This is a genomic window from Photobacterium swingsii (genome assembly GCF_024346715.1).
Classification (GTDB): Bacteria; Pseudomonadota; Gammaproteobacteria; order Enterobacterales; family Vibrionaceae; genus Photobacterium; species Photobacterium swingsii.
The window spans coordinates 1,177,747-1,199,218 of record NZ_AP024852.1 but is presented as its reverse complement, the minus strand read 5'-3'; the positions used below and the strand labels follow the sequence as shown (position 1 = coordinate 1,199,218).

Genomic DNA, 21,472 nt, shown 5'->3' with positions numbered 1-21,472 from the left:
AACGCAATAAAAAAAGCTTGCTCCGTTTAGAGCAAGCTTTTTTAGTTTTAGCACACAGGCCATTTGTACCAAGTATGCTTAATTAAACAGACCTTTAAGCAATTTATTGGCTGCATCTTTGACTTTGTCGTCATCTGCTTTATCACCTAACAGCTTTTTCAAGCCACGCTCTACTTCACGTTCTGCTTTTTTCTCTAACTCATTATTACGCTTTAATAGCTCTTTCAGGTTCAGAGAAAATTTAGGCTCAGTCCAATTACCTTTCACATCAATGGGCACCGTAAGGTCTTTCAGTTCATCGATATCTTTACCACCCTGTCCCTGTGAAGACTCCACAACAGATGTCATCACAGTAAAGTCGATATCTTCTGACACTAGATTAGTTTGACCTTCACCATCAATGCGCAACAATGGCGATGCCAAATATAAATTGTTGGTCGAAAGTACACCCTTTCCTAGCTTCATTGTCGAGGTTAACGCTGAGAAGTCGGTTTTACGCTCTTCTTTCACGTATTCAGCTTTCTTGCCTTTTAACGTGGCACGCGCTTCACGGATCATCTCAGCCACATTAACGCCGTATACTGAACCATCAGCAAAGTTGATATCAACCGTACCAGCTATGTTCTGTCGGATACGTGTTTCGGCTAAGCCCGTACCTGATAAGTTAATATCTATATTACCCGTACCTGCAAGGTTTTCGAATTCAGCAACATCCACGAGCAAGGGTTGAACTTGAACACCTTTAATGTGCTTAGTCACTTTATAAGTAGGTAACTTACCGTTAGCATCTATTGTCGCTTTTGCATTAATAGAGCCACCGTAGAGCTTAGCATCAAAGCGTTTTAGGTTAAGTACGCCCTTCTTAACGGCTAACTCAGTCACTACAGCAGAAACTTTCGCGTTCGCCGCTTTAAAGTTATCTATCGCCACTTTACCCGCAATATCGAGTGTTTTCAGGGCTGATAAATCAGGCTCTTTAGATTTATCAACTGCAGTTGCTGCTTGTGTCGTGCTCGTACCCGAGGCTTCACCAGTAGTTGGTGCTTCACTGCCTGTTTTACTCGACGCTGCCTTACTGGCTTTATCTAACCCAAGGAAAGCATCTAAATCGATGTTATCGCTGTGCACATCGAAACGAATCACAGGAATATCAGCCGTTTGAAAAGAGGCTTTACCATCGAGGGCAATCTCATCCACTTGGGTTGTAAATGCCGATAGCGTCGCTAACCCTTTCGCTACATCGTAAGAAGCATCTGCGGTTAGACCAATTTTCATTTCAGGGCGAGGTAATGCATTACCTTTTACATTGCTGTTTAAACTTAGCCCTTCAACCGAAGCTAAATTAAAGTCAGCACTTAGTTTTAGACGGGTTTCACCTTTAGCATCAAAGGCAAGATCAGGAATTTCACCTTTGGCACTGAAAGTTAGTGCAGACCAATCACCGACACGAAATTGATCCACAGTCAGGCTAACAGATTCAATCTTATTCACCTTATCAGCCGCTTGCGCATCTAAAGTAAGGGCTTTCAGCTCTGCACCATCAAGGGTTGGGGCTATATTCAGCTCAGTCTCGCCTTTAGCTGTAAAGGTTAATTCACCATTCTTACCCTGCACATCAAACGCAGCTTTTGCCCACTCACCTGGAGCAAAACGGGTTAGGCTAACGTTTAACTGTTCAATATCTGTCAGTGCACCCGTTTTATCATCACGAATAACAGCACTCGCATTGACCAATTCCACACCAGCTAAGCTAATTGTCCACCCCGCAGCAGGTGACTCTTGGCTTGGTGCAATGTCCGATGATTCAGGAGTGGTCGACTGCGGCTGCTGTTCTGCAGCACTCTCGTCTGCACTTGTCGCGGTGCTTGCTTGTGCGCCAATGCCATCAAGGTTACTGACGCCATCTTTACGTGTTTGAATAAAGACGCGTGCATCATTTAAGCTGACATTGCCAACTTCAAGCTGTTGCGACAAGAGTGGCATCACAGCCACAGAAAGTTCGGCATTGCTAAAGCGAACCAAATTCGCTTCTGCAAATCCTTCTGGGTTACGAAACTCAGTTTCCCCCAGAGTAAGACCAACACTTGGGAAGAAGCGCCAATCAATATCACCGCTAATAACTAATTCACGGCCCGTATTTTTCTTCACTTGCTCTGCAATTAGCGGCTTAAATTGGTTTGGATCAACCAAGGCCAAGAGCGCGGCGATACCAATGACGACCACCAGTACTAGCGCAAGAAGGATATAAAGAAACTTTTTCATCGTGTCCTCTGTGTTTTCCGTCCACAAGGGTTATTACATAGGGGTAATAACCCATTCCGTTACGACAGTTAAAGCGATAAATAGTTGTATTTAGAACAAATAATAATACCAATCCGATCAAAGCAAAAATAAAAGCCACCAGAAATGCTGCTTTTATTGCAAACATAGGATTGAAACAGTTTACAAGGTATAGCGATAACGAGGTCTCGTGCATTAGCACCAGATACAAAAAAGGCTGACAATGTCAGCCTTCATTTGAATAGCGTGTTGCAGACTAGGTAATCAATTACGATTTTAGTAGCTTAGCAATGTGCGCTTTTAACACATCAATCGCGATACGGTTTTTACCACCACGCGGTACGATGATATCTGCGTACTGTTTAGACGGCTCAATAAACTGCATGAACATAGGGCGTACCGTCTTTTGGTATTGCTGTAGTACTGACTCCATAGTACGGCCACGTTCTGCAACATCGCGTTGTAAGCGGCGAAGTAAACAGATGTCTAGTGGCGTATCCATAAATACGCTGGCGTGCATAATGTCACGTAGGCGTGGATCAGTCAGTAATAGAATACCTTCCAGAATGATCACCTTCTTCGGAGTCATAGTGGTTGTTTCAGTCAGACGAGTATGCTCGCTGTAGCTGTACTGAGGTACTTCTACCGCTTCACCCTTCATTAGCTGCAGCAAGTGCTCGCTAAGAAGATTATGATCTAACGCGCTTGGGTGATCATAATTCGTTTTAACCCGCTCATCCATGGTCAGGTGACTTTGATCGTTGTAGTAACAATCTTCCGTAATAACACCGATCTGATGATCGCCGACTTTTTCTTTTAGCTCTTGGTAAACCGTACTGGCAATCAAACTTTTACCGGACGCAGACGCGCCTGCGATACCGATAATGACGCATTGGTGTGAATTTTCAGACATATCAGAATGCACCTGTAACAACTTTGGCGAGGTTAAATATCCATTCACCCCATGAGTAATTTACTCTTGCTGAGGGGAACTAAACCGCCTGATTATAGGGAGTTGGCACGCTAGATGCCAGTAGAAATGCCACACCTAGCGCAGTTGGATTAAAAATATGCTATTTGGACCTACGCAATGGTTTACATTGTGCGAATAGTAATCTGCTCTGCTACCACATCACCAGTCCAGTACAAGCGACTTGCCACTTCACCCGCTAATTGGATGTAACTTGCAGCCTGTTCTGACTCAGGTGAAGCCGCCACAGTTGGCCTACCCCGGTCGATATCTTCACGAATTTTGATATGCAGCGGAAGTTGTGCCAGCAATGGAATCGAGTGCTCTTTTGCCATTTTCTCTGCACCACCACAACCAAAGATCGGCTCATGATGACCACAGTTACTACAAATGTGATAACTCATGTTCTCGACTGCACCAAGTACTGGTACAGACACCTTATCAAACATATTCACCCCCTTAATAGCATCGGCCAATGCAAGGTCTTGTGGGGTGGTGACTATGATTGCACCTGTCACAGGGATCTGCTGCGCTAAAGTCAGCTGAATATCACCCGTGCCCGGTGGCATATCGATAACCAAGTAGTCTAAATCAGGCCACCAAGTTTCACTGATTATCTGCTGCAGCGCTTTTGATGCCATAGGACCGCGCCAAATGGTTGCGCTTTCTGCAGGAACTAAATACCCCACAGAGTTAGTGTATAGTCCACAAGATTCGATTGGCATCATCATTTTGCCATCCGGTGATTGTGGCTTTTCATCGACAGTGCCAAGCATCATAGGAACAGAAGGGCCATAAATATCGGCATCTAATAAACCCACTTTTGCGCCTTGCTGTTGTAAACCCAGCGCAAGATTGACGGAAGTGGTCGATTTACCTACCCCACCTTTCGCGGAACTCACCACGATAATATTTTTTACACCTTTTAGAGGTTGCTTATCGCCCGTGGCTAAAGTGGCTACGCGACTGGTAACAGTAAACGCGACATTAGCAGCGAGATGATGAAGTTGCTGCTGGGTAATGATCCAATGCTGAAGCAGCTCAATAATTGATGCAGATGCGAAAGGCAGCGTAATTGTCACACCACCTTCAGCTGAAACAGAAATAAGGTTTGGTGTATCCGCCCATTCGTGCGGTAACCATGGATGTTCAAAATGGTTCAACCAACGGCTAATGTCTGCAATGCTTTCAAATGGCATTGCTGCCTCGTTTCCCGCCATATTTACGACTCCGTTATCCAGATTGGCATGAAATTGTTGCTTTTCTATCCAATTAATTTGTTGTTATGAATAGGACAATCAAACACTTTACTAAATCCTATCACCAAAGGTCATTTATCGCTGCTTTTTAAGGGGAATATCCTTGTCACGCGCTAGGCAATACGTTCCCCATCAGTTACTATTTAAGGCTATATTTTTACCCATCACGAGCGAAATAAGTAATTATGGCTGCAAATCCGAGAAAAATTCTGGTGACCTGCGCCCTGCCGTACGCTAACGGTTCTATCCACTTAGGTCACATGCTTGAGCATGTGCAAGCGGATATTTGGGTGCGCTATCAACGCCTTCGCGGCAACGAAGTTCATTTTATCTGTGCAGATGACGCACATGGTACGCCAATCATGCTTAAGGCTCAGCAGATGGGTGTTGAGCCAGAGCAAATGATTGCAGAAGTGAGCAAAGAGCACCAAGCGGACTTTGCTGGCTTCGACATTGATTTCAGTAACTATCACAGCACACACTCAGATGAAAACCGTGAGCTAGCTTCATTTGTTTACACACAACTGAAAGAAAAAGGCTTTATTACTAGCCGTACTATCTCTCAGCTGTTTGACCCTGAAAAAGAAATGTTCCTACCAGACCGTTTCGTAAAAGGTTCATGCCCTAAGTGTAAAGCAGAAGACCAATACGGTGATAACTGTGATAACTGTGGCGAAACATACAGCCCAACGGACCTGATTAACCCTAAATCAGCCGTTTCTGGTGCTACGCCTATCATGAAGGATTCAGAGCACTTCTTCTTCGACCTGCCACAATTTGAAGACATGCTAAAAGCGTGGACCAAATCAGGTGCACTTCAAGACGAAACGTCTAACAAGATGCAAGAGTGGTTTGAGTCTGGCCTGCAACAGTGGGATATCTCACGCGATGCGCCTTACTTCGGTTTCGAAATCCCAGGCGAAACAGGCAAATTCTTCTACGTATGGCTAGATGCGCCAATTGGCTACATGGGTTCTTTCAAAAACCTATGTGACAAACGCAATGACCTAGACTTTGATGAGTTCTGGAAAAAAGACAGCACCACTGAGCTTTACCACTTCATCGGTAAAGACATTGTTTACTTCCACAGCCTATTCTGGCCAGCAATGCTAGACGGTGCTAGTCTACGTAAACCAAACAATGTATTCGTACACGGTTACGTAACAGTAAACGGCGCGAAGATGTCTAAGTCTAAAGGTACCTTTATTAAAGCAGGTACTTACCTACAGCACCTAGACCCAGAATGCCTACGCTACTACTACGCGGCGAAACTTAACAGCCGTATTGATGACCTAGATCTTAACCTTGAAGACTTCACACAACGTGTAAACAGCGATGTCGTGAACAAGATTGTTAACCTAGCATCACGTAACGCTGGTTTCATTGCTAAACGCTTTGAAGGTAAGCTTTCTGCTAACTTCGCAGAGCCTGCGCTATACGCAGAATTCGCTGCTGCCGCTGATCGTATCGCAGAGCTATACGAAACACGTGAATTTAGCCGTGCAATCCGTGAAATCACAGCACTTGCTGATAAAGCTAACCAATACGTTGATGAAAAAGCACCGTGGGTTGTTGCGAAGCAAGAAGGCAAAGACCAAGAGCTACAAGAAATCTGCTCTGTCGGTATCAACTTATTCCGCGTGCTAATGACGTACCTGAAACCAGTTATGCCTAAGCTAGCTGAACGTACTGAAGGTTTCCTAAATGAAACCCTAACGTGGGAAGGTGTTGCACAGCCACTGACTGATCACGAAGTGACCAAGTTTAAAGCACTGTTCAACCGTATTGATCCTAAACACGTTGAAGCTATGGTTGACGCATCAAAAGAAGATGCAGCCGCAGAACAAGCTGCGAAAGCACAAGCTGAAGCAGCAGCAAAAGGCCCACTAGATGATGAGCCGATTGAAGCTGAAATCGAGTTTGATGACTTCGCTAAAGTTGATATGCGTATCGCTAAGATCGTATCTTGTGAAGAAGTGCCAAAAGCAAACAAGCTGCTGAAATTCCAACTGGATATCGGCGGTGAAATGCGTCAGGTATTCTCTGGTATCAAATCAGCATACACGCCTGAAGAGCTTGTTGGTAAGCACACTGTTATGGTGGCAAACCTTAAGCCTCGTAAGATGAAATTTGGCATGTCTGAAGGTATGATCCTGGCAGCTGGCCCTGGTGGTAAAGATCTTTGGATTCTTGAACCACACGAAGGCGCACAGCCTGGTATGCGTGTGATGTAATTATCACCCCATTGAAAAAAGGAGCTTCGGCTCCTTTTTTATTACCTTCAATTTCTTGTGATGAAAGATACATTTGGAAACATACAGTTACAGGCATAACTATAGTGAATTATGCACAAAATCTAACACATCGTTTTAGGGTTTCTCTGCATCGTTTTACTGTAACATTCATTCAACAGTACACCTATAGTTCACACATCGCAGGCAATTTAAACCCTTGCAGACTTTTATATCATCACAATCACTTGTTACAGTCATATCTATAACAACGCATAAGATCCTGACCTTTTGTATATTAGCCTCTCATTAACGGTTAAATTAGCACCACTTGTCATTTTTTAATTTAAATTACGTTAAATTTCAGTTAAAAAACCTGTTTTTTGGTACGCCATACCAACGAAAAAACGTGATCACAAACAGAACTTTGCACTCCAGTTAGAATTTTACTTCGCCTTAACACCCAAACTACTGATAACCTCCTCGGCACTTAGAAAAACGATTTTTCTAGTGAATAATTATAAGGAGTATTCCGATAATGAATACAAACAAGAAGAAGTTATCCCTGACAGGCCGCGTTATTCTCGGCATGTTACTGGGCATAATGACTGGTTTTATCATTCGCACACTTTTTGCAGACACATCTTTTGTCCATGAATACCTAGTAAATGGACTATTCGACGTGGGTGGTAAAATTTTCATTGCAAGTTTAAAGATGCTTGTTGTACCGCTTGTTTTCGTATCACTGGTTTGTGGTACTAGCTCATTAAAAGATATCAGTACATTAGGCCGTCTTGGTGGTAAAACCGTCGCTTTCTACCTAATGACTACGGCTATTGCTATCACCCTAGCCCTCACTATGGGTAATATTTTCCAACCAGGTGCAGGTGCCGATCTAACCGCTGCAACTACTTTTGCTTCCAAAGAAGCCCCATCACTGGGTGATGTAATTGTAGGCATGTTCCCAACCAACCCTATTAGCTCAATGGCACAGGGTAATACTCTACAAATCATCGTCTTTGCTATTTTGTTTGGTATTGCAATCAGTGCTGCAGGTAAAGCGGGTGAACGTTTAGCTGCGGTGTTCTCTGACTTAAATGAAGTCATTATGAAGCTCGTTGCTTTATTAATGAACGTAGCGCCTTACGGTGTATTCTTCCTAATGGCTAAGTTGTTCACAGGTTTAGGGCTAGATGCCATTTTCAACCTGTTTGAATACTTCATGGTATTGACTGCGACCCTATTGATTCATGGTCTAGTGACTTACAGCATCATGTTGAAAACATTCACAGGCCTAAGCCCTAAAGTGTTCTTGAAGAAAATGGAAGATGCGATCATGTTTGCATTCTCTACTGCCTCTTCAAACGCAACAATTCCTGTCACGATGGAAACAGCTACCAAACGCTTAGGTGTGAACAATAAAATCGCTTCGTTCACTGTCCCACTCGGTGCGACCATCAATATGGATGGCACGGCTATCATGCAAGGTGTAGCGACGGTGTTCATTGCGCAAGCATTCAATATCGACCTTACGATGAGCGATTACCTTGCTGTAATTATGACAGCTACCTTAGCTTCCGTGGGCACAGCCGGTGTACCTGGTGTGGGCTTGATCATGCTAGCAATGGTACTAAACCAAGTGGGTCTACCTGTTGAAGGTATTGCACTTATCATGGGTGTTGACCGTCTACTCGATATGATCCGTACTGCGGTAAATATCACAGGTGATAGCGTTGTAACCTGTATTGTTGCTAAAACTGAAAATGAAATGGATTTAGAGCGCTTCCACGATCCAGTTGCGGGCGCAAAAGATGAAGAAGTACATTTTCACCCAAGTAGCCAGCAAAGCTAAACGCTACTAAATACCCATAGCATAAGCTCCTTTAGTTAATTAGATCTTTATTATTTAATTCAACTAAGGGGGCTTTTTTATATCAACTGACACTGAACACAAGCATCTTTGATTGCACTAGTATTGTGCAATCTTGTTGCGATTAAGTGCAACAGAGCAAGCAACGCTATCACGCCCCCATAAGAGCAATACTTCGCCTCCACAGTCGAATTCTAGAAGCATCTACGATAACCCATTGTACAAAATAGAATAAAGCGCATATCCCATCCTCATTTTTATCGAAAAAAGTAGCGAGAACGCATGAGAAAACTGCGCCCCACTTCATCGGGTTGTTGGTTCAATTATTGCTCTAACTAGATAGTAGGAATATATCGACCATAGCTTTAATGGCTCAGGAGGAAGGATATGATGGGGTTCATACTAGCGTTACTGATCAGCATAGGAATTGGTTACATTTTTTATCGCCATAGAGAAAACCAACAATTTTTACAGCAGCGCTTTGATCAGGTAATAGGCTTACGACAACTCATTGATTTGCTACGTTTTCACCGTCGCCAAACGCACCAACTACTCGTTATGCAAGGTACCTCAATTACTCACCCTATGCTTTCCGAATCATTGGCGGTACAAAAGCTGACGACAACACTGTTATCACAAGCGGAGCATGCGCATAGGCCGATGTATCGCGTTTTACAACAACGAGTGTCAAACATGCTCAACGAGTGGCCTCAGTATAACCTTCAGCGTAATCAAGCAGTACATGGAAAAATGATCCGTCACGTCCTGTACCTTATTGACGATACAATCACTCAAAGCCTGCTGAATACAGACAAAGCCGCACAGTTTCAGCATTACCAAACTATTTGGCCTATCGTATTAAATGCAATTGATAACCTAAGTCGCTATCGATATGCCATCGAAAAATATCAAATCGGTATGCCGGCCACTGCACGAGAACTCCAAGTACATGTCGATATTTTCCATCGTCGATTAGAGCAAATTAGCATGCAGATTAAACAGCCAGTTCCCCCATTATTTATTGAGAGTTTACGTCAGAAATTTCAAGACATTCAACTTGCAGAACTCCCTGATCCCCAAGCAAAACTACGCCTATATCGACATTCACTCAAACTCTCTGATGCGTTATATTTACTGTTCGATCTTGTCCTTAGCGACATTGCGGATGATGTCGCTGTTAACCTGCCCAGACGAAAGCAAAAAAATGCTAAAAATGAGACATCGCAAGGTCTAACCAGTTAAGTAATGAGTGCACTTAGTCGCTTATAATAGGTACACCTCATTCTTATAAGGAATACCTATGAGATACATACCGATCGGTGCAGCATGCATTGCCTTAACCCTAGTCCTATCAGGTTGCCAAGAACAACAAAACACAACCGAAAAAACCAGTAACGCAGCTGAACAAACAGCACCCAATATTGAAGCGCAAAACAAGCGCGAAATTGCCCAACAATTGGCGAAAAACTATACGCAAATTGCAGCTCAACTTAAACAACACATTAATGTTGAAAACAGTGGAGTATCATTAGAAAGCTTAGTGAAAACAATTAATCTACCTTCACTAACAACTCAAGCTGCCAACACTGAAAAAATGGTATTCGCGAAGCGCGGTTTAGATCAACATCCTGAAGACCTGCTGACGGTATCGCTGGCTAATCCTAGCATGTTGCCAGGTGTTGAAGCGGGTCAACAGCCTCTATTTACTTACCAGCAAGACAACGTAAAAGCTGGCGACAGTATCGATATGTTCGATAGCCATGGTGACCTTGTTATAGGCTCAGCTGATGTGATGCCGGAACAACCTGTGTTTATCGTAGGTGTGGATGAACAAAAAGCGATGCGTGCTGGGCTTGCAACCATGCAATCAGTATTCGACGCCAATGATACAATAATGCGAGATAACTTACCTAAGTTAGCCAGCGCACCTAAGGCGGGTGAAGAGTTCTTATCAGCCACAGTTTTGAAAAAAGTCAGTGTTAAAGATGATCAAGAACCTTGGATCTCAGGTAAAGCAGAAATTTACGCCCTAGTCAGTGGTGTAAACCCAAGCCGTGATGAACCAACCCTTGATGTCGTGGAAATGCCTTACTTGGATTACCAAGACCAAGTGTACTACCCGAACCAAATCATGGTCTATTGGGCACGTTACCGCTGGGGAGCTGCCAACATCATCCTTATGGAGCATGACACTAACACTAACTACCGTGAATTAGCGCAAGTCATCATTAAGACGGCAGCCACGGTTATTGCAAGTCAAATTGATGGTGGCGCAGCAAGCTTACCCATTGTGAATACTTTGGTGGACGCGATCTTAAAAGCGATCCCAGATGAGACCTTTACTAACAATGACGATATGGTGGATTTCTACTACACCATCCTACAAACCGATGAACTCATCGATCAGCCAGGTGCAAGCAACAATGCCACAATCACGCTTGAACCTCGTGAAATTCCGTTAACACAGTAATACTCTTGAGTAGCAATCAGGATAAGTCAGTGTTCAGCGACTTATTCTGATTAGTAACACCGCGATAGCTTGTATCGCAAGCATAAAAAAACCCAGCTTAGTCGCTGGGTTTTTTATTAAGAAGCTAACAACAAGTCTTAGCCTAGGTGTGTTGCACCGTTCATGTACTTACGTAGTACTTCTGGAATCATAATACGGCCATCTGCTTCTTGGTTATTTTCAAGAATAGCAACCATAGTACGACCAACAGCAAGACCAGAACCGTTTAGCGTGTGAACTAGCTCAGGTTTCTTCTCGCCTTTACGACGGAAACGCGCTTGCATACGGCGAGCTTGGAAATCCCACATGTTTGAACATGAAGAAATTTCACGGTAAGTCTCTTGTGCTGGAACCCATACTTCTAAGTCGTAAGTTTTACATGCGCCAAAGCCCATGTCACCAGTACAAAGAATCACTTTACGGTACGGAAGCTCAAGAAGTTGAAGTACTTTCTCAGCGTGAGCCGTTAGCTCTTCCAGAGCATTCATTGAATCTTCTGGCTTAGTGATTTGTACTAATTCAACTTTATCGAATTGGTGCATACGGATAAGGCCACGTGTGTCACGACCGTACGAGCCTGCTTCTGAACGGAAACAAGGTGTGTGTGCAGTCATCTTCAGTGGAAGATCAGCTTCGTCAGTGATGGTATCGCGCACCATGTTAGTCACTGGAACTTCCGCAGTTGGGATCAGTGACATACCTACGCCTTCTTCTGTCGCAGGTTGAGTGTGGAATAAGTCTTCGCCGAACTTAGGCAGCTGACCCGTACCAAATAGGCTGTCTTTGTTCACTAGGTACGGTACATACATTTCTGTGTAGTCGTGCTCATCAGTGTGAAGGTCAAGCATGAACTGTGCAATTGCGCGGTGAAGACGAGCAAATTGACCTTTCATCACGATGAAACGTGAACCTGAAATTTTCACTGCGCTTGCGAAATCAAGGCCGCCAGCAATTTCACCTAGATCAACGTGATCTTTTACTTCAAAGTCGTACGCTTTAGGTTGACCCCAACGTGAAACTTCAACGTTTTCATTTTCATCTTTACCAGCAGGAACAGCGTCGTCCGGCAGGTTAGGCACAGAAAGCGTGATATCTTGAAGTTCGTTTTGCAGTTCAGCTAGTGCTTTTTTTGCATCATCCAGTTCACTGCCAAGGTTAGCAACGTCTGCTAGAATCTTTTCAGCTTCTTCATGATCGCCTTTAGCTTTAGCTTGACCAATCGACTTCGATCGCGAGTTACGCTGAGCTTGTAGCTCTTCCGTTTTAACTTGAAGGGACTTACGTTGTTCTTCAAGGTCGCGTAATTTTTCTACGTCTAGCGTGAAGCCACGACGTGCGAGTTTTGCAGCTGTTTCATCCAGCTCAGTTCGAAGTAATTTAGAATCTAGCATGCTAATCCTATGCTCTGTATATTCTGAAGTGCGTGTTATTTAGGCAAATATCGCCTAAATACCTTTATTTTGGTCGGTAACCAGTGCAACTGGTAACTGTCATTAAACGATACCCAAAAAGCCCTATTATTGGTAGCGCTTTAGTGTGCTTTTTGCATCTAATGCAGCAAGATAATCCAACTTTTCGCTAATTTTCGTTTCCAAGCCACGGTTTGTTGGCACATAGAAGCGAGTATCTTTTAATTCTGGTGGGAAATAGCTCTCACCAGCAGCATACGCACCTGGTTCATCGTGTGCGTAACGGTACTCAGCGCCATAGCCCAAATCTTTCATTAATTTGGTTGGTGCATTCCGTAAATGCGGTGGCACTTCATAATCAGGGTGATTACTCGCTAACTGCTTAGCTTGGCTAAATGCGGTGTAAACCGCATTACTCTTTGGCGCACAGGCTAAATAAACGATGGCTTGAGCAATCGCACGTTCACCTTCATAAGCCCCTACCCGGGTATAGCAATCCCATGCAGATACTGCCACTTGCATAGCACGCGGATCGGCATTACCCACATCCTCTGAAGCGATTGCTAACAAACGTCGCGCAATATAAAGCGGATCACAACCAGCTTGTAGCATTCTGGCAAACCAATAAAGTGCACCGTCTGGGCTAGAGCCTCGAATAGACTTATGCACCGCAGATATCATGTCGTACCAAAGATCACCTTTATTATCAAACCGTGCGACTTTCTCACCCGCGACTTCAGCTAATAATGCCAGGGTGATCTGCTTGTTCCCTTTGCTATCTTCTTCAGCCATATCAACAAGCTGTTCGAGGTAGTTCAGTGACATCCGTGCATCACCACACACAAGCTCAGCTAAACGCGCTTTCACATCATCGACAAACACAAGATTATCATCGGTAATACCACGCTCCGTGTCTGATAAGGCTTGTTCAATCACTTCTAAGATGTCGTCGTTTTCTAGCGATTTCAGCTTATAAACGCGTGCTCGGGATAATAAAGCGTTATTCAATTCAAAAGATGGGTTTTCTGTCGTCGCCCCAATAAAAGTAACAGTGCCATCTTCAATATGTGGCAGAAAGGCATCTTGCTGACTTTTATTAAAGCGATGCACCTCATCCACAAATAAAATAGTACGGCGGCCTGCCATTTTATTTTCACGTGCTTTATCAATTGCAGCACGAATATCTTTTACGCCAGAGGTTACGGCAGACACACGCTCTACTTCAGCTTGTGCATAATTTGCAGCAACTTCAGCCAAGGTGGTTTTGCCTGTGCCTGGAGGCCCCCAAAGGATCATGGAATGAAGATGCCCCGCTTCTAACGCACGGCGTAGTGGCTTACCTTCCCCCAGAATATGGCGCTGACCAATATATTCCTGCACCGTACGTGGACGCATACGTGCAGCTAATGGGCGAAAATCAGAAGAGAAATCTAGGCTAAAATTGCTCACAACAACCCCTTGAATAACAAAAGGTGACCCCATGAGGCCACCTATAAAATATTAGCGAGTAAACGCTATCAACAGATTTCAATCACTCGGTACTGATTGTAACGAACGGGGATTCACACGATTAGTTACGCTGATCATCCAGCTCTACGCCTTTCGGCGGTACGAACGTGAACATGTTCGCTTTAGGCTCTGCCTTTTTGAACTGGCTAAACGTAAATTGGCTACGTTGGCCGTCTTGTTCAATCACTGAGAAACCACGAACTTCACCCGACTTCGCGACAGTGAGCACAAATTTCCCCATCGAGGTATTGGCTGCTTTCGGTGTCAGCGTGAAGGTATCAGCCGTTTGAGCAACATTGTAGTTAGCCCAATCGGCATCACTATTACGCGTGAGCAATACAAATGGCGTTTGCTCTGTCGCATCTTTTAGCCACATTGCAGTGACTTGCTCGATAAATGGGCTGTAATACCACAAGGTTTTACCATCTGATACCAGCATATTTTCATCTGGCGTTAGCGTATTCCAACGGAAAAGATTAGGGCGTTTAATTGCCATATCCCCTTCACCTTCAACCAGTAAGTCCCCTTCAGGGCTTACCACTTTTTGCGCGAAAGAGGCACTAAATGCGTTAACTTTATCAAGTCGGGTACTTAACTCTTGCTGAGGCGTTGCCCATGCCGCCGTCGTCATCAATAACGGCGCCATTAATAAAGGGCCAATCAGTAAACGTTTCACAAGTGTCTTTTTAATCATTATTAAACCTTCTTTCATCAGGCCTGCACGGTATTCACCATGTGCAGGCTCTGTATATTAATCGCGTGGTGGTGGCGCAGGCGCAAGCACTTCACGGTTACCGTTATGCCCTGGCGCACTCACAATGCCGTGCGACTCAAGTTGCTCAACAATGCGAGCGGCTCGGTTATAACCAATCTTAAATTTACGTTGTACGCCAGACACAGAGCCACGACGCGTTTCCGTTACAAAGGCCGCGACTTGATCAAAGAGCTGATCTAAATCATCGTCGCCGCCTACTGGTGCTTCACCGGGAAGTAAGCCTTCAGCACCCTGATCAGAATTAAGAATGCCATCAATGTACTGTGGCTTCGCGCGCGCTTTCCAATCATTGACCACGTTGTGTACATCATCATCCGACGCAAATGCACCATGAACACGTACAGGGTGGTTCTGACCCGCAGGCAAGTACAACATATCACCCATGCCAAGGAGTGATTCTGCCCCACCCTGATCAAGAATGGTGCGTGAATCTGTTTTAGTCGAGACAGTAAACGCCATACGACTTGGAATGTTCGCTTTAATCAAACCAGTGATCACATCTACCGAAGGACGTTGCGTTGCTAACACTAAGTGAATACCCGCTGCACGTGCCTTTTGGGCCAATCGAGCGATCAGTTCTTCAACTTTCTTACCCACAACCATCATTAAGTCAGCAAATTCGTCGACAATAACAACAATGCTTGGCATTTTTTCCAATAACGGTGGATGTTCATCCATGCTATCACCTGGCTGCCACAATGGGTCGTAAATAGGGTGCCCCGCATCCGCTGCTTCTTTGAGCTTAGCATTAAAGCCTGCAAGATTACGTACACCAACAGCGGCCATCAGTTTGTAACGGCGTTCCATTTCACCAACACACCAACGCAGTGCATTACCTGCATCTTTCATGTCAGTAACGACTTCCGTCAATAGATGTGGGATACCTTCGTAAATAGAAAGTTCCAACATTTTCGGGTCAATCATGATGAAACGACACTCATCTGGCGTACATTTGTACAACAGACTCACAATCATGACGTTGACACCTACCGACTTACCAGAACCTGTCGTACCCGCCACCAGCAAGTGTGGCATTTTACAAAGATCGGCGACGACGGCTTCACCCGCAATGTCATAGCCTAATACGATTGGCAGTGCGCCTTTCATGTCTTTGAACTTTTCGCTATCAACCACTTGCGACATATAAACTGTTTCGCGGTTCACATTTGGCAGCTCTAAGCCTATGTAAGGTTTACCCGGAATTACTTCAACCACACGCACAGCAGTGGCAGACAAGGCGCGGGCCAAGTCTTTTGCTAGGCCCGAAATACGGCTGACCTTCACGCCTGCCGCAAGGTCTAACTCATAGCGGGTAATAACAGGGCCAGGGTACACGCCAACCACTTTGGCTTTAATTTTGTAGTCAGCCAGTTTCGATTCAACCAAACGTGCCGTGTGCATCAATTCTTCTTCTGTTGCAGGCTGTACGTTTTGGCGTGCTGGCGCAAGTAAATCAATCGTAGGCATTGGAGAAGTCGGTACAGGCAAATCTGCTTCTGCTTTCATCAAGAAAGGATTATCAAGTCCTGCTGCATGTACCTGTTCTTTTTGTGCATCGCGGATACGTTTTAAGAACGCGTCCTCATCGCTCATTTCGTCCGCGGTTGCAGGGTTATCCATGAGTTCGCCACTCAAGGCTTCACTATCGGTTTGCTGAGCACGCTCTAGTTCAGATAAGCCATCATGCACACCAATTTCAATACCAGCAGGTTCAATATCGGCTACGCCTTGAGTGACAACGTCTGGTTGCAGCTCAGTCGATTGAGGGACGGCTTGGGAAATCGATCCCTGATGCGCCTGCTCATAGCTTGTTTCTTCGATCACTGTCGACTCGACAACTGGCGTTTGAAGCTCAGGCTGTGAGGCAACGGGAGTTACTGGAGCAGCTTCAGGTACAGGCACAAACTCAGTTTCACTCACGGCTTGTGCGGTTAATGCGGCTGAAGAGGCAGTAATCGAGTCAGGCGACATAGGTGTTAATTCAATCGCGGGCTCATCAGTATCAATCGCCTCAAATTCATGATTAAACATCGCAGTGTTATCAATATTATCTTCTGCAATATCACCAGCTAAGGTATTCGGCGCTACTGCGTTTTCAGTCATTGGGTTTTCAGCTTGTCCCGATTCTTCGACATACATAGTGAAGTTTTCATCACGATCAAGCTGCTGCTCTAGCTGTGCTATCGTCATGCCTTTCGCTTGCATGGTCGAATTCACAACAACGGGCTCTTCTACCACCGCAGCCTGTGAGTTTACTTGTGCATCAGATGCTGACATTTCTGGCACAGCAGCTGCAGCTGACTCAGCAATAGGAGCAGCAACCGCTGCTGCGGCAACGACAGGCCGTGGGTTAATAACAATGCGAGGAAGATCATCATCTTGCGGTTTAACCACTGGTGTATCATTTTGAGCCACTGGCGTAACGTTTGCTTGATTATCCTCTACTGGCACTGCTGTCGGACGACTGCTAGAGGCCAATAAAACATCATCAGCATCAGGTGTGCTATCTTGTAGCCCATTGCCTGCAAATGGATTATTCGCTCGGTGTAAATCTTCAATATTTGGCTCTGTGGCAAAAGGCTCATCTTTCGCAAACGATGTTAATGTTTCTGAACGATCAGAGCGCACTTTATTCAACAGCCAAGCCATAGCACCTAAAGTACTTTCGCCAAGCGCATCAACAATTGTCAGCCATGAAATACCCGTGAACAGGGTAAAACCTACGGCCCACAGAAACATCATCACCAACGTCGTGCCAAGAAGGTTAAAGAGCGGCAATGCCATATTAGAGACCACATCTCCTATCACTCCACCCGATGAAAAATACCAGATATCATCAAAGTTAAGATCTGCAAGGCTACAACTTGCGAGAAAGAGGATCAGCATGCCCAATAAGCGCGTGCCATAAATCATGAAATCAATCGCTTCACGTTCACCGCGACGTCGAAATAGCACCCATGATGCCAGTACAACAGCAACGGGTAGTGAATAGGCTAACGACCCAAACGTGAAAAACAGACTATCAGCAACAAAGGCACCAAACGCCCCCGCTTTGTTTTGAACGGGTCCTTGCCATGCCGTTTGCGACCATGAAGGGTCTGCAGGATCAAAACTGACCAATGCAACCATCATGTAAATAGATGCAAAGAGTGCAATTATAAGAAAGCTTTCCAGTAAACGCTGCCCACCACTTAGACGAACTTTCGTTGACTGTTTGCCTTTAACCTTCCTCAAAGAAATCTCCATTGTCATTACTGCTCGCTACTCCCGCCACACTCTCTGGGTTATTTATGATTTTTATTGCTTCAAGTGAAACTGACTTAGCAACATTCATTTTACGAATATTATCTGTATCGATGTTATACCAGATCTGACCATTAAGGAAAAAACTACTGGATAACTGAACAGTCTATTGTAATCGTTTATGGAGAGGAATAACGCAAGGAATTGTTAAAACACGCGGATAATCGGTGAATTTTAGAGCAATTAAATCTATTGAGATAGCAATGCGGTAGCAATATCACACTGTGCGGGCAATTAAGGTCAGCATAGAAACAATTCAAGCGACCGAAGTCGCTTGAATATTTATAGAGAAACCGACAACTTTATAATTAAAAGACGATTAACGTGTTTTAATAACAAGATGATTAGTTTGCTTCACTTCTTCCATAACAACGTATGTACGCGTGTCATTCACACCTGGAAGGCGCAATAGGGTTTCACCCAGTAACTTACGGTACGCAGACATATCACACACACGTGTTTTTAGCAGGTAGTCAAAATCACCAGATACAAGGTGACATTCTTGAATGCCTTCAAGCTCTTGTACTGACTTATTAAACTCTTCAAACACATCTGGTGTGCCACGGTTAAGTGTAATCTCAACGAACACCAATAAAGACGCGTCAAGGAATTGAGGATTCAACAGTGCTGTATAGCCACTGATATAAGCTTGTCGCTCTAGACGGCGTACACGCTCAAGACACGGTGTTGGTGAAAGACCTACACGTTTAGACAGCTCAACGTTTGAAATTCGGCCATCTTTCTGTAGTTCGTTCAGAATGTTACGGTCAATGCGATCCAATTCCTTGGATGGTTTCTTTTTGGTATCTACCATTTTTTATTCCACCTTCTTACTTCCTTGCAAAAAAATATACTACATCTTTCTAATATTTAGAATCAAATACTCTAGTAGTCAAACTATACTGCCATTAGATCCGCATTTATAACCTTCTCAATAGCACGTCACACTATAATATAGCGAGGAGCGCAGGATGATCATTGGTGTACCCAAAGAGATAAAGAATCACGAGTATCGGGTAGGGTTAACCCCTGCCAGCGTGCGTGAACTTGTACTACTCGGCCACCAGGTTCTCATTGAATCTAATGCAGCCATTGGTATCGGCTTTGTTGATGCTGACTACCAAGCTGTAGGTGCTTCCATTATTTCTACGGCTAAAGAAGTTTTTACCAGATCAGAGATGATTGTCAAAGTAAAAGAGCCTCAAGCAGTAGAAAGAGCTATGCTTCGCGAAGGACAGATACTTTTCACCTACCTCCACCTCGCCCCTGATTTTCCACAAACCAAAGAACTGATTCAAAGCAAAGCTATCTGCATCGCTTACGAAACAGTAACAGATAAATATGGCAGATTACCACTATTAGCACCTATGTCTGAGGTCGCTGGCAGAATGTCCATCCAAGCAGGTGCCCAAACACTAGAGAATTCTAGCGGTGGACGTGGATTATTATTAAGCGGCGTGCCCGGTGTTTCACCAGCGAAAGTTGTGATCTTAGGCGGTGGTGTGGTGGGTTCAAATGCAGCAAGAATGGCGGTTGGAATGCGTGCCGATGTAACCATTTTAGATCGAAACATTGACACACTTCGCGCCTTAGATTGTGAGTTTCAAGGCCGCGCAAAAGTGCTGTATTCAACCAGAGAAGCCATCGATAAATTGGTGCCAGAAGCCGATTTAATTATCGGGGCTGTGTTAATTCCAGGGGCTGCAGCACCCAAGCTAATATCAGCTGAGCATATAGATAAAATGAAGGCTGGCTCTGCCTTAGTGGATGTCGCCATCGATCAAGGTGGATGCTTTGAGACCTCTCATCCAACCACTCATACCGACCCAACATTTATTGTAAATGGCGTCGTACATTACTGTGTTGCGAACATGCCAGGGGCAGTTGCACGCACCTCAACATTTGCCTTAAACAATGCCACTCTTCCTTACGTTATTACACTCGCAGAAAAAGGCTATAAGAAAGCCTTGTTAGAAGACGATGGATTCATCAACGGCATGAATGTTATGTATGGCAAAGTCACCTGCAAAGAAGTCGCAGAAGCATTTAACTTACATTTCACCGACCCTAGCGTTGCTATAAGTATGCATTAACTTATAACTAAATATTCTAGATAAGCCTCAGCAAAATGAGGCTTTTTTATCCTTTTTGTTACGCGCTACTAGCAAGATAGCCCATATCTATTAATAGAATTGATACTCCTTATCACCAAGTCCTTCCTTTACACCGACAATTTACCTACAATCGAGCACCATATAAGAATTATCTCATTCAGCCTGGAGAAGAAATGAGTAACGTAAGACACTGTAATCTGCTCATCCTTGGTTCTGGTCCTGCGGGCTATACTGCAGCGGTTTATGCAGCTCGTGCGAACCTTAATCCAGTTATGATCACTGGCATGCAGCAAGGCGGCCAACTGACTACCACAACAGAAGTGGAAAACTGGCCAGGTGATGCAGAAGGCTTAACAGGCCCTGCTTTAATGGATCGCATGAAAGAACATGCTGAAAAGTTTGAGACTGAAATCATTTTTGATCACATAAGTGAAACTGATTTTAGCCAACGCCCTTTCCGCCTTAAGGGTGATAATGGCGAGTACACGTGTGATGCCTTAATCATTTCGACAGGCGCTTCAGCCAAATACCTTGGCCTAGAGTCAGAAGAAGCATTTAAAGGGCGTGGTGTGTCTGCTTGTGCGACCTGTGATGGTTTCTTCTACCGTAATCAAAAAGTTGCCGTTGTGGGTGGTGGTAATACCGCTGTTGAAGAAGCGCTTTACCTGTCAAACATCGCGTCTGAAGTACACCTTATTCACCGCCGTGATACATTCCGCTCTGAAAAAATTCTTATCAAACGCTTAATGGATAAAGTAGAGAACGGTAATATCATTCTTCACACTGACCGCACCCTTGATGAAGTATTAGGTGATGATATGGGTGTAACGGCAGTACGCATTAAAGATACCCAGTCTGACGCGACAGAAACTATCGAAGTCATGGGCGCATTTATTGCTATTGGCCACCAGCCAAATACCGCAATTTTTGCAGGTCAACTTGAAATGGAAAATGGTTACATCAAAGTACAGTCAGGTACACAAGGTAATGCAACACAAACCAGTGTTGAAGGTGTGTTTGCCGCAGGCGATGTGATGGACCATACCTACCGCCAGGCCATTACCTCCGCAGGTACAGGCTGCATGGCCGCGCTCGATGCAGAACGTTACCTCGATGCGCTCGAAGAGCAACAATAATAAGTAAATACCGAATAGGCTGCCTTGTGCAGCCTTTTTGCGTTAATGGTGCCCCCTAATTACAACCTAGTCATGGCATTCATTTTCGCCGCTATATCGCGCTTTGG

At 44.5% G+C, this 21,472-nt stretch carries 14 protein-coding genes; 6 read left to right on the top strand and 8 right to left on the bottom strand.

Annotated elements, in window-relative coordinates; genetic code table 11:
* Window positions 1-78: 78 nt before the first annotated feature.
* The 3 genes from OCU77_RS05815 to apbC all read right to left on the bottom strand — a co-directional run bounded on the left by OCU77_RS05815 (window position 79) and on the right by apbC (window position 4,470).
* Window positions 79-2,262, bottom strand: a complete 2,184-nt coding sequence (locus OCU77_RS05815; protein WP_048896990.1) for an AsmA family protein — start codon at window positions 2,260-2,262, stop codon at window positions 79-81.
* A gap of 286 nt (window positions 2,263-2,548) precedes the next feature.
* Window positions 2,549-3,193: a uridine kinase gene (gene udk / locus OCU77_RS05810; protein ID WP_048896989.1), complete on the bottom strand. Its 645-nt coding sequence runs from the start codon at window positions 3,191-3,193 to the stop codon at window positions 2,549-2,551.
* Window positions 3,194-3,375: 182 nt separating this feature from the next.
* Window positions 3,376-4,470 carry an iron-sulfur cluster carrier protein ApbC gene (gene apbC / locus OCU77_RS05805; RefSeq protein ID WP_239685792.1) on the bottom strand — a complete coding sequence of 365 codons (1,095 nt, stop codon included), beginning with the start codon at window positions 4,468-4,470 and terminating at the stop codon, window positions 3,376-3,378.
* A gap of 224 nt (window positions 4,471-4,694) precedes the next feature.
* On the opposite strand from apbC, the gene metG reads away from it, so the two are divergent.
* From metG to OCU77_RS05785, 4 genes are all read left to right on the top strand, one after another.
* Complete coding sequence (metG, locus tag OCU77_RS05800) at window positions 4,695-6,743, top strand: methionine--tRNA ligase (RefSeq protein ID WP_048896988.1); 2,049 nt, start codon at window positions 4,695-4,697, stop codon at window positions 6,741-6,743.
* 535 nt (window positions 6,744-7,278) lie between these two features.
* On the top strand, window positions 7,279-8,592 hold the full coding sequence (locus OCU77_RS05795; RefSeq protein WP_048896987.1) for a dicarboxylate/amino acid:cation symporter: 1,314 nt from the start codon (window positions 7,279-7,281) through the stop codon (window positions 8,590-8,592).
* Window positions 8,593-8,997: 405 nt separating this feature from the next.
* Window positions 8,998-9,852, top strand: coding sequence for a hypothetical protein (locus tag OCU77_RS05790; protein ID WP_107302366.1), 855 nt, complete (start codon window positions 8,998-9,000; stop codon window positions 9,850-9,852).
* A 58-nt stretch (window positions 9,853-9,910) separates the two neighbouring features.
* The gene (locus OCU77_RS05785) at window positions 9,911-11,080 is read left to right on the top strand and encodes a DUF3103 family protein (RefSeq protein ID WP_048896986.1); all 1,170 of its coding nucleotides are present in this window, start codon (window positions 9,911-9,913) and stop codon (window positions 11,078-11,080) included.
* Window positions 11,081-11,217: 137 nt separating this feature from the next.
* Here OCU77_RS05785 and serS read toward each other — a convergent pair whose 3' ends face one another.
* The 5 genes from serS to lrp form a co-directional block, all read right to left on the bottom strand.
* The gene (gene serS, locus OCU77_RS05780; protein WP_048896985.1) at window positions 11,218-12,510 is read right to left on the bottom strand and encodes a serine--tRNA ligase; all 1,293 of its coding nucleotides are present in this window, start codon (window positions 12,508-12,510) and stop codon (window positions 11,218-11,220) included.
* Window positions 12,511-12,636: 126 nt separating this feature from the next.
* Window positions 12,637-13,977: a replication-associated recombination protein A gene (locus tag OCU77_RS05775; RefSeq protein WP_048897281.1), complete on the bottom strand. Its 1,341-nt coding sequence runs from the start codon at window positions 13,975-13,977 to the stop codon at window positions 12,637-12,639.
* A 121-nt stretch (window positions 13,978-14,098) separates the two neighbouring features.
* A complete protein-coding gene (lolA, locus tag OCU77_RS05770; protein ID WP_107302365.1) occupies window positions 14,099-14,731 on the bottom strand; it encodes an outer membrane lipoprotein chaperone LolA in 633 nt (210 codons plus the stop codon).
* Between the two features lie 57 nt (window positions 14,732-14,788).
* Complete coding sequence (locus OCU77_RS05765; protein ID WP_107302364.1) at window positions 14,789-18,058, bottom strand: DNA translocase FtsK 4TM domain-containing protein; 3,270 nt, start codon at window positions 18,056-18,058, stop codon at window positions 14,789-14,791.
* Window positions 18,059-18,434: 376 nt separating this feature from the next.
* Window positions 18,435-18,929 carry a leucine-responsive transcriptional regulator Lrp gene (gene lrp, locus OCU77_RS05760; protein ID WP_048896983.1) on the bottom strand — a complete coding sequence of 165 codons (495 nt, stop codon included), beginning with the start codon at window positions 18,927-18,929 and terminating at the stop codon, window positions 18,435-18,437.
* Window positions 18,930-19,086: 157 nt separating this feature from the next.
* On the opposite strand from lrp, the gene ald reads away from it, so the two are divergent.
* Window positions 19,087-20,208 (top strand): alanine dehydrogenase, encoded by a 1,122-nt coding sequence (gene ald, locus OCU77_RS05755; RefSeq protein WP_048896982.1) that lies wholly within the window; start codon window positions 19,087-19,089, stop codon window positions 20,206-20,208.
* Between the two features lie 194 nt (window positions 20,209-20,402).
* Window positions 20,403-21,365, top strand: a complete 963-nt coding sequence (gene trxB, locus OCU77_RS05750) for a thioredoxin-disulfide reductase (RefSeq protein ID WP_048896981.1) — start codon at window positions 20,403-20,405, stop codon at window positions 21,363-21,365.
* Window positions 21,366-21,472: the final 107 nt, after the last annotated feature.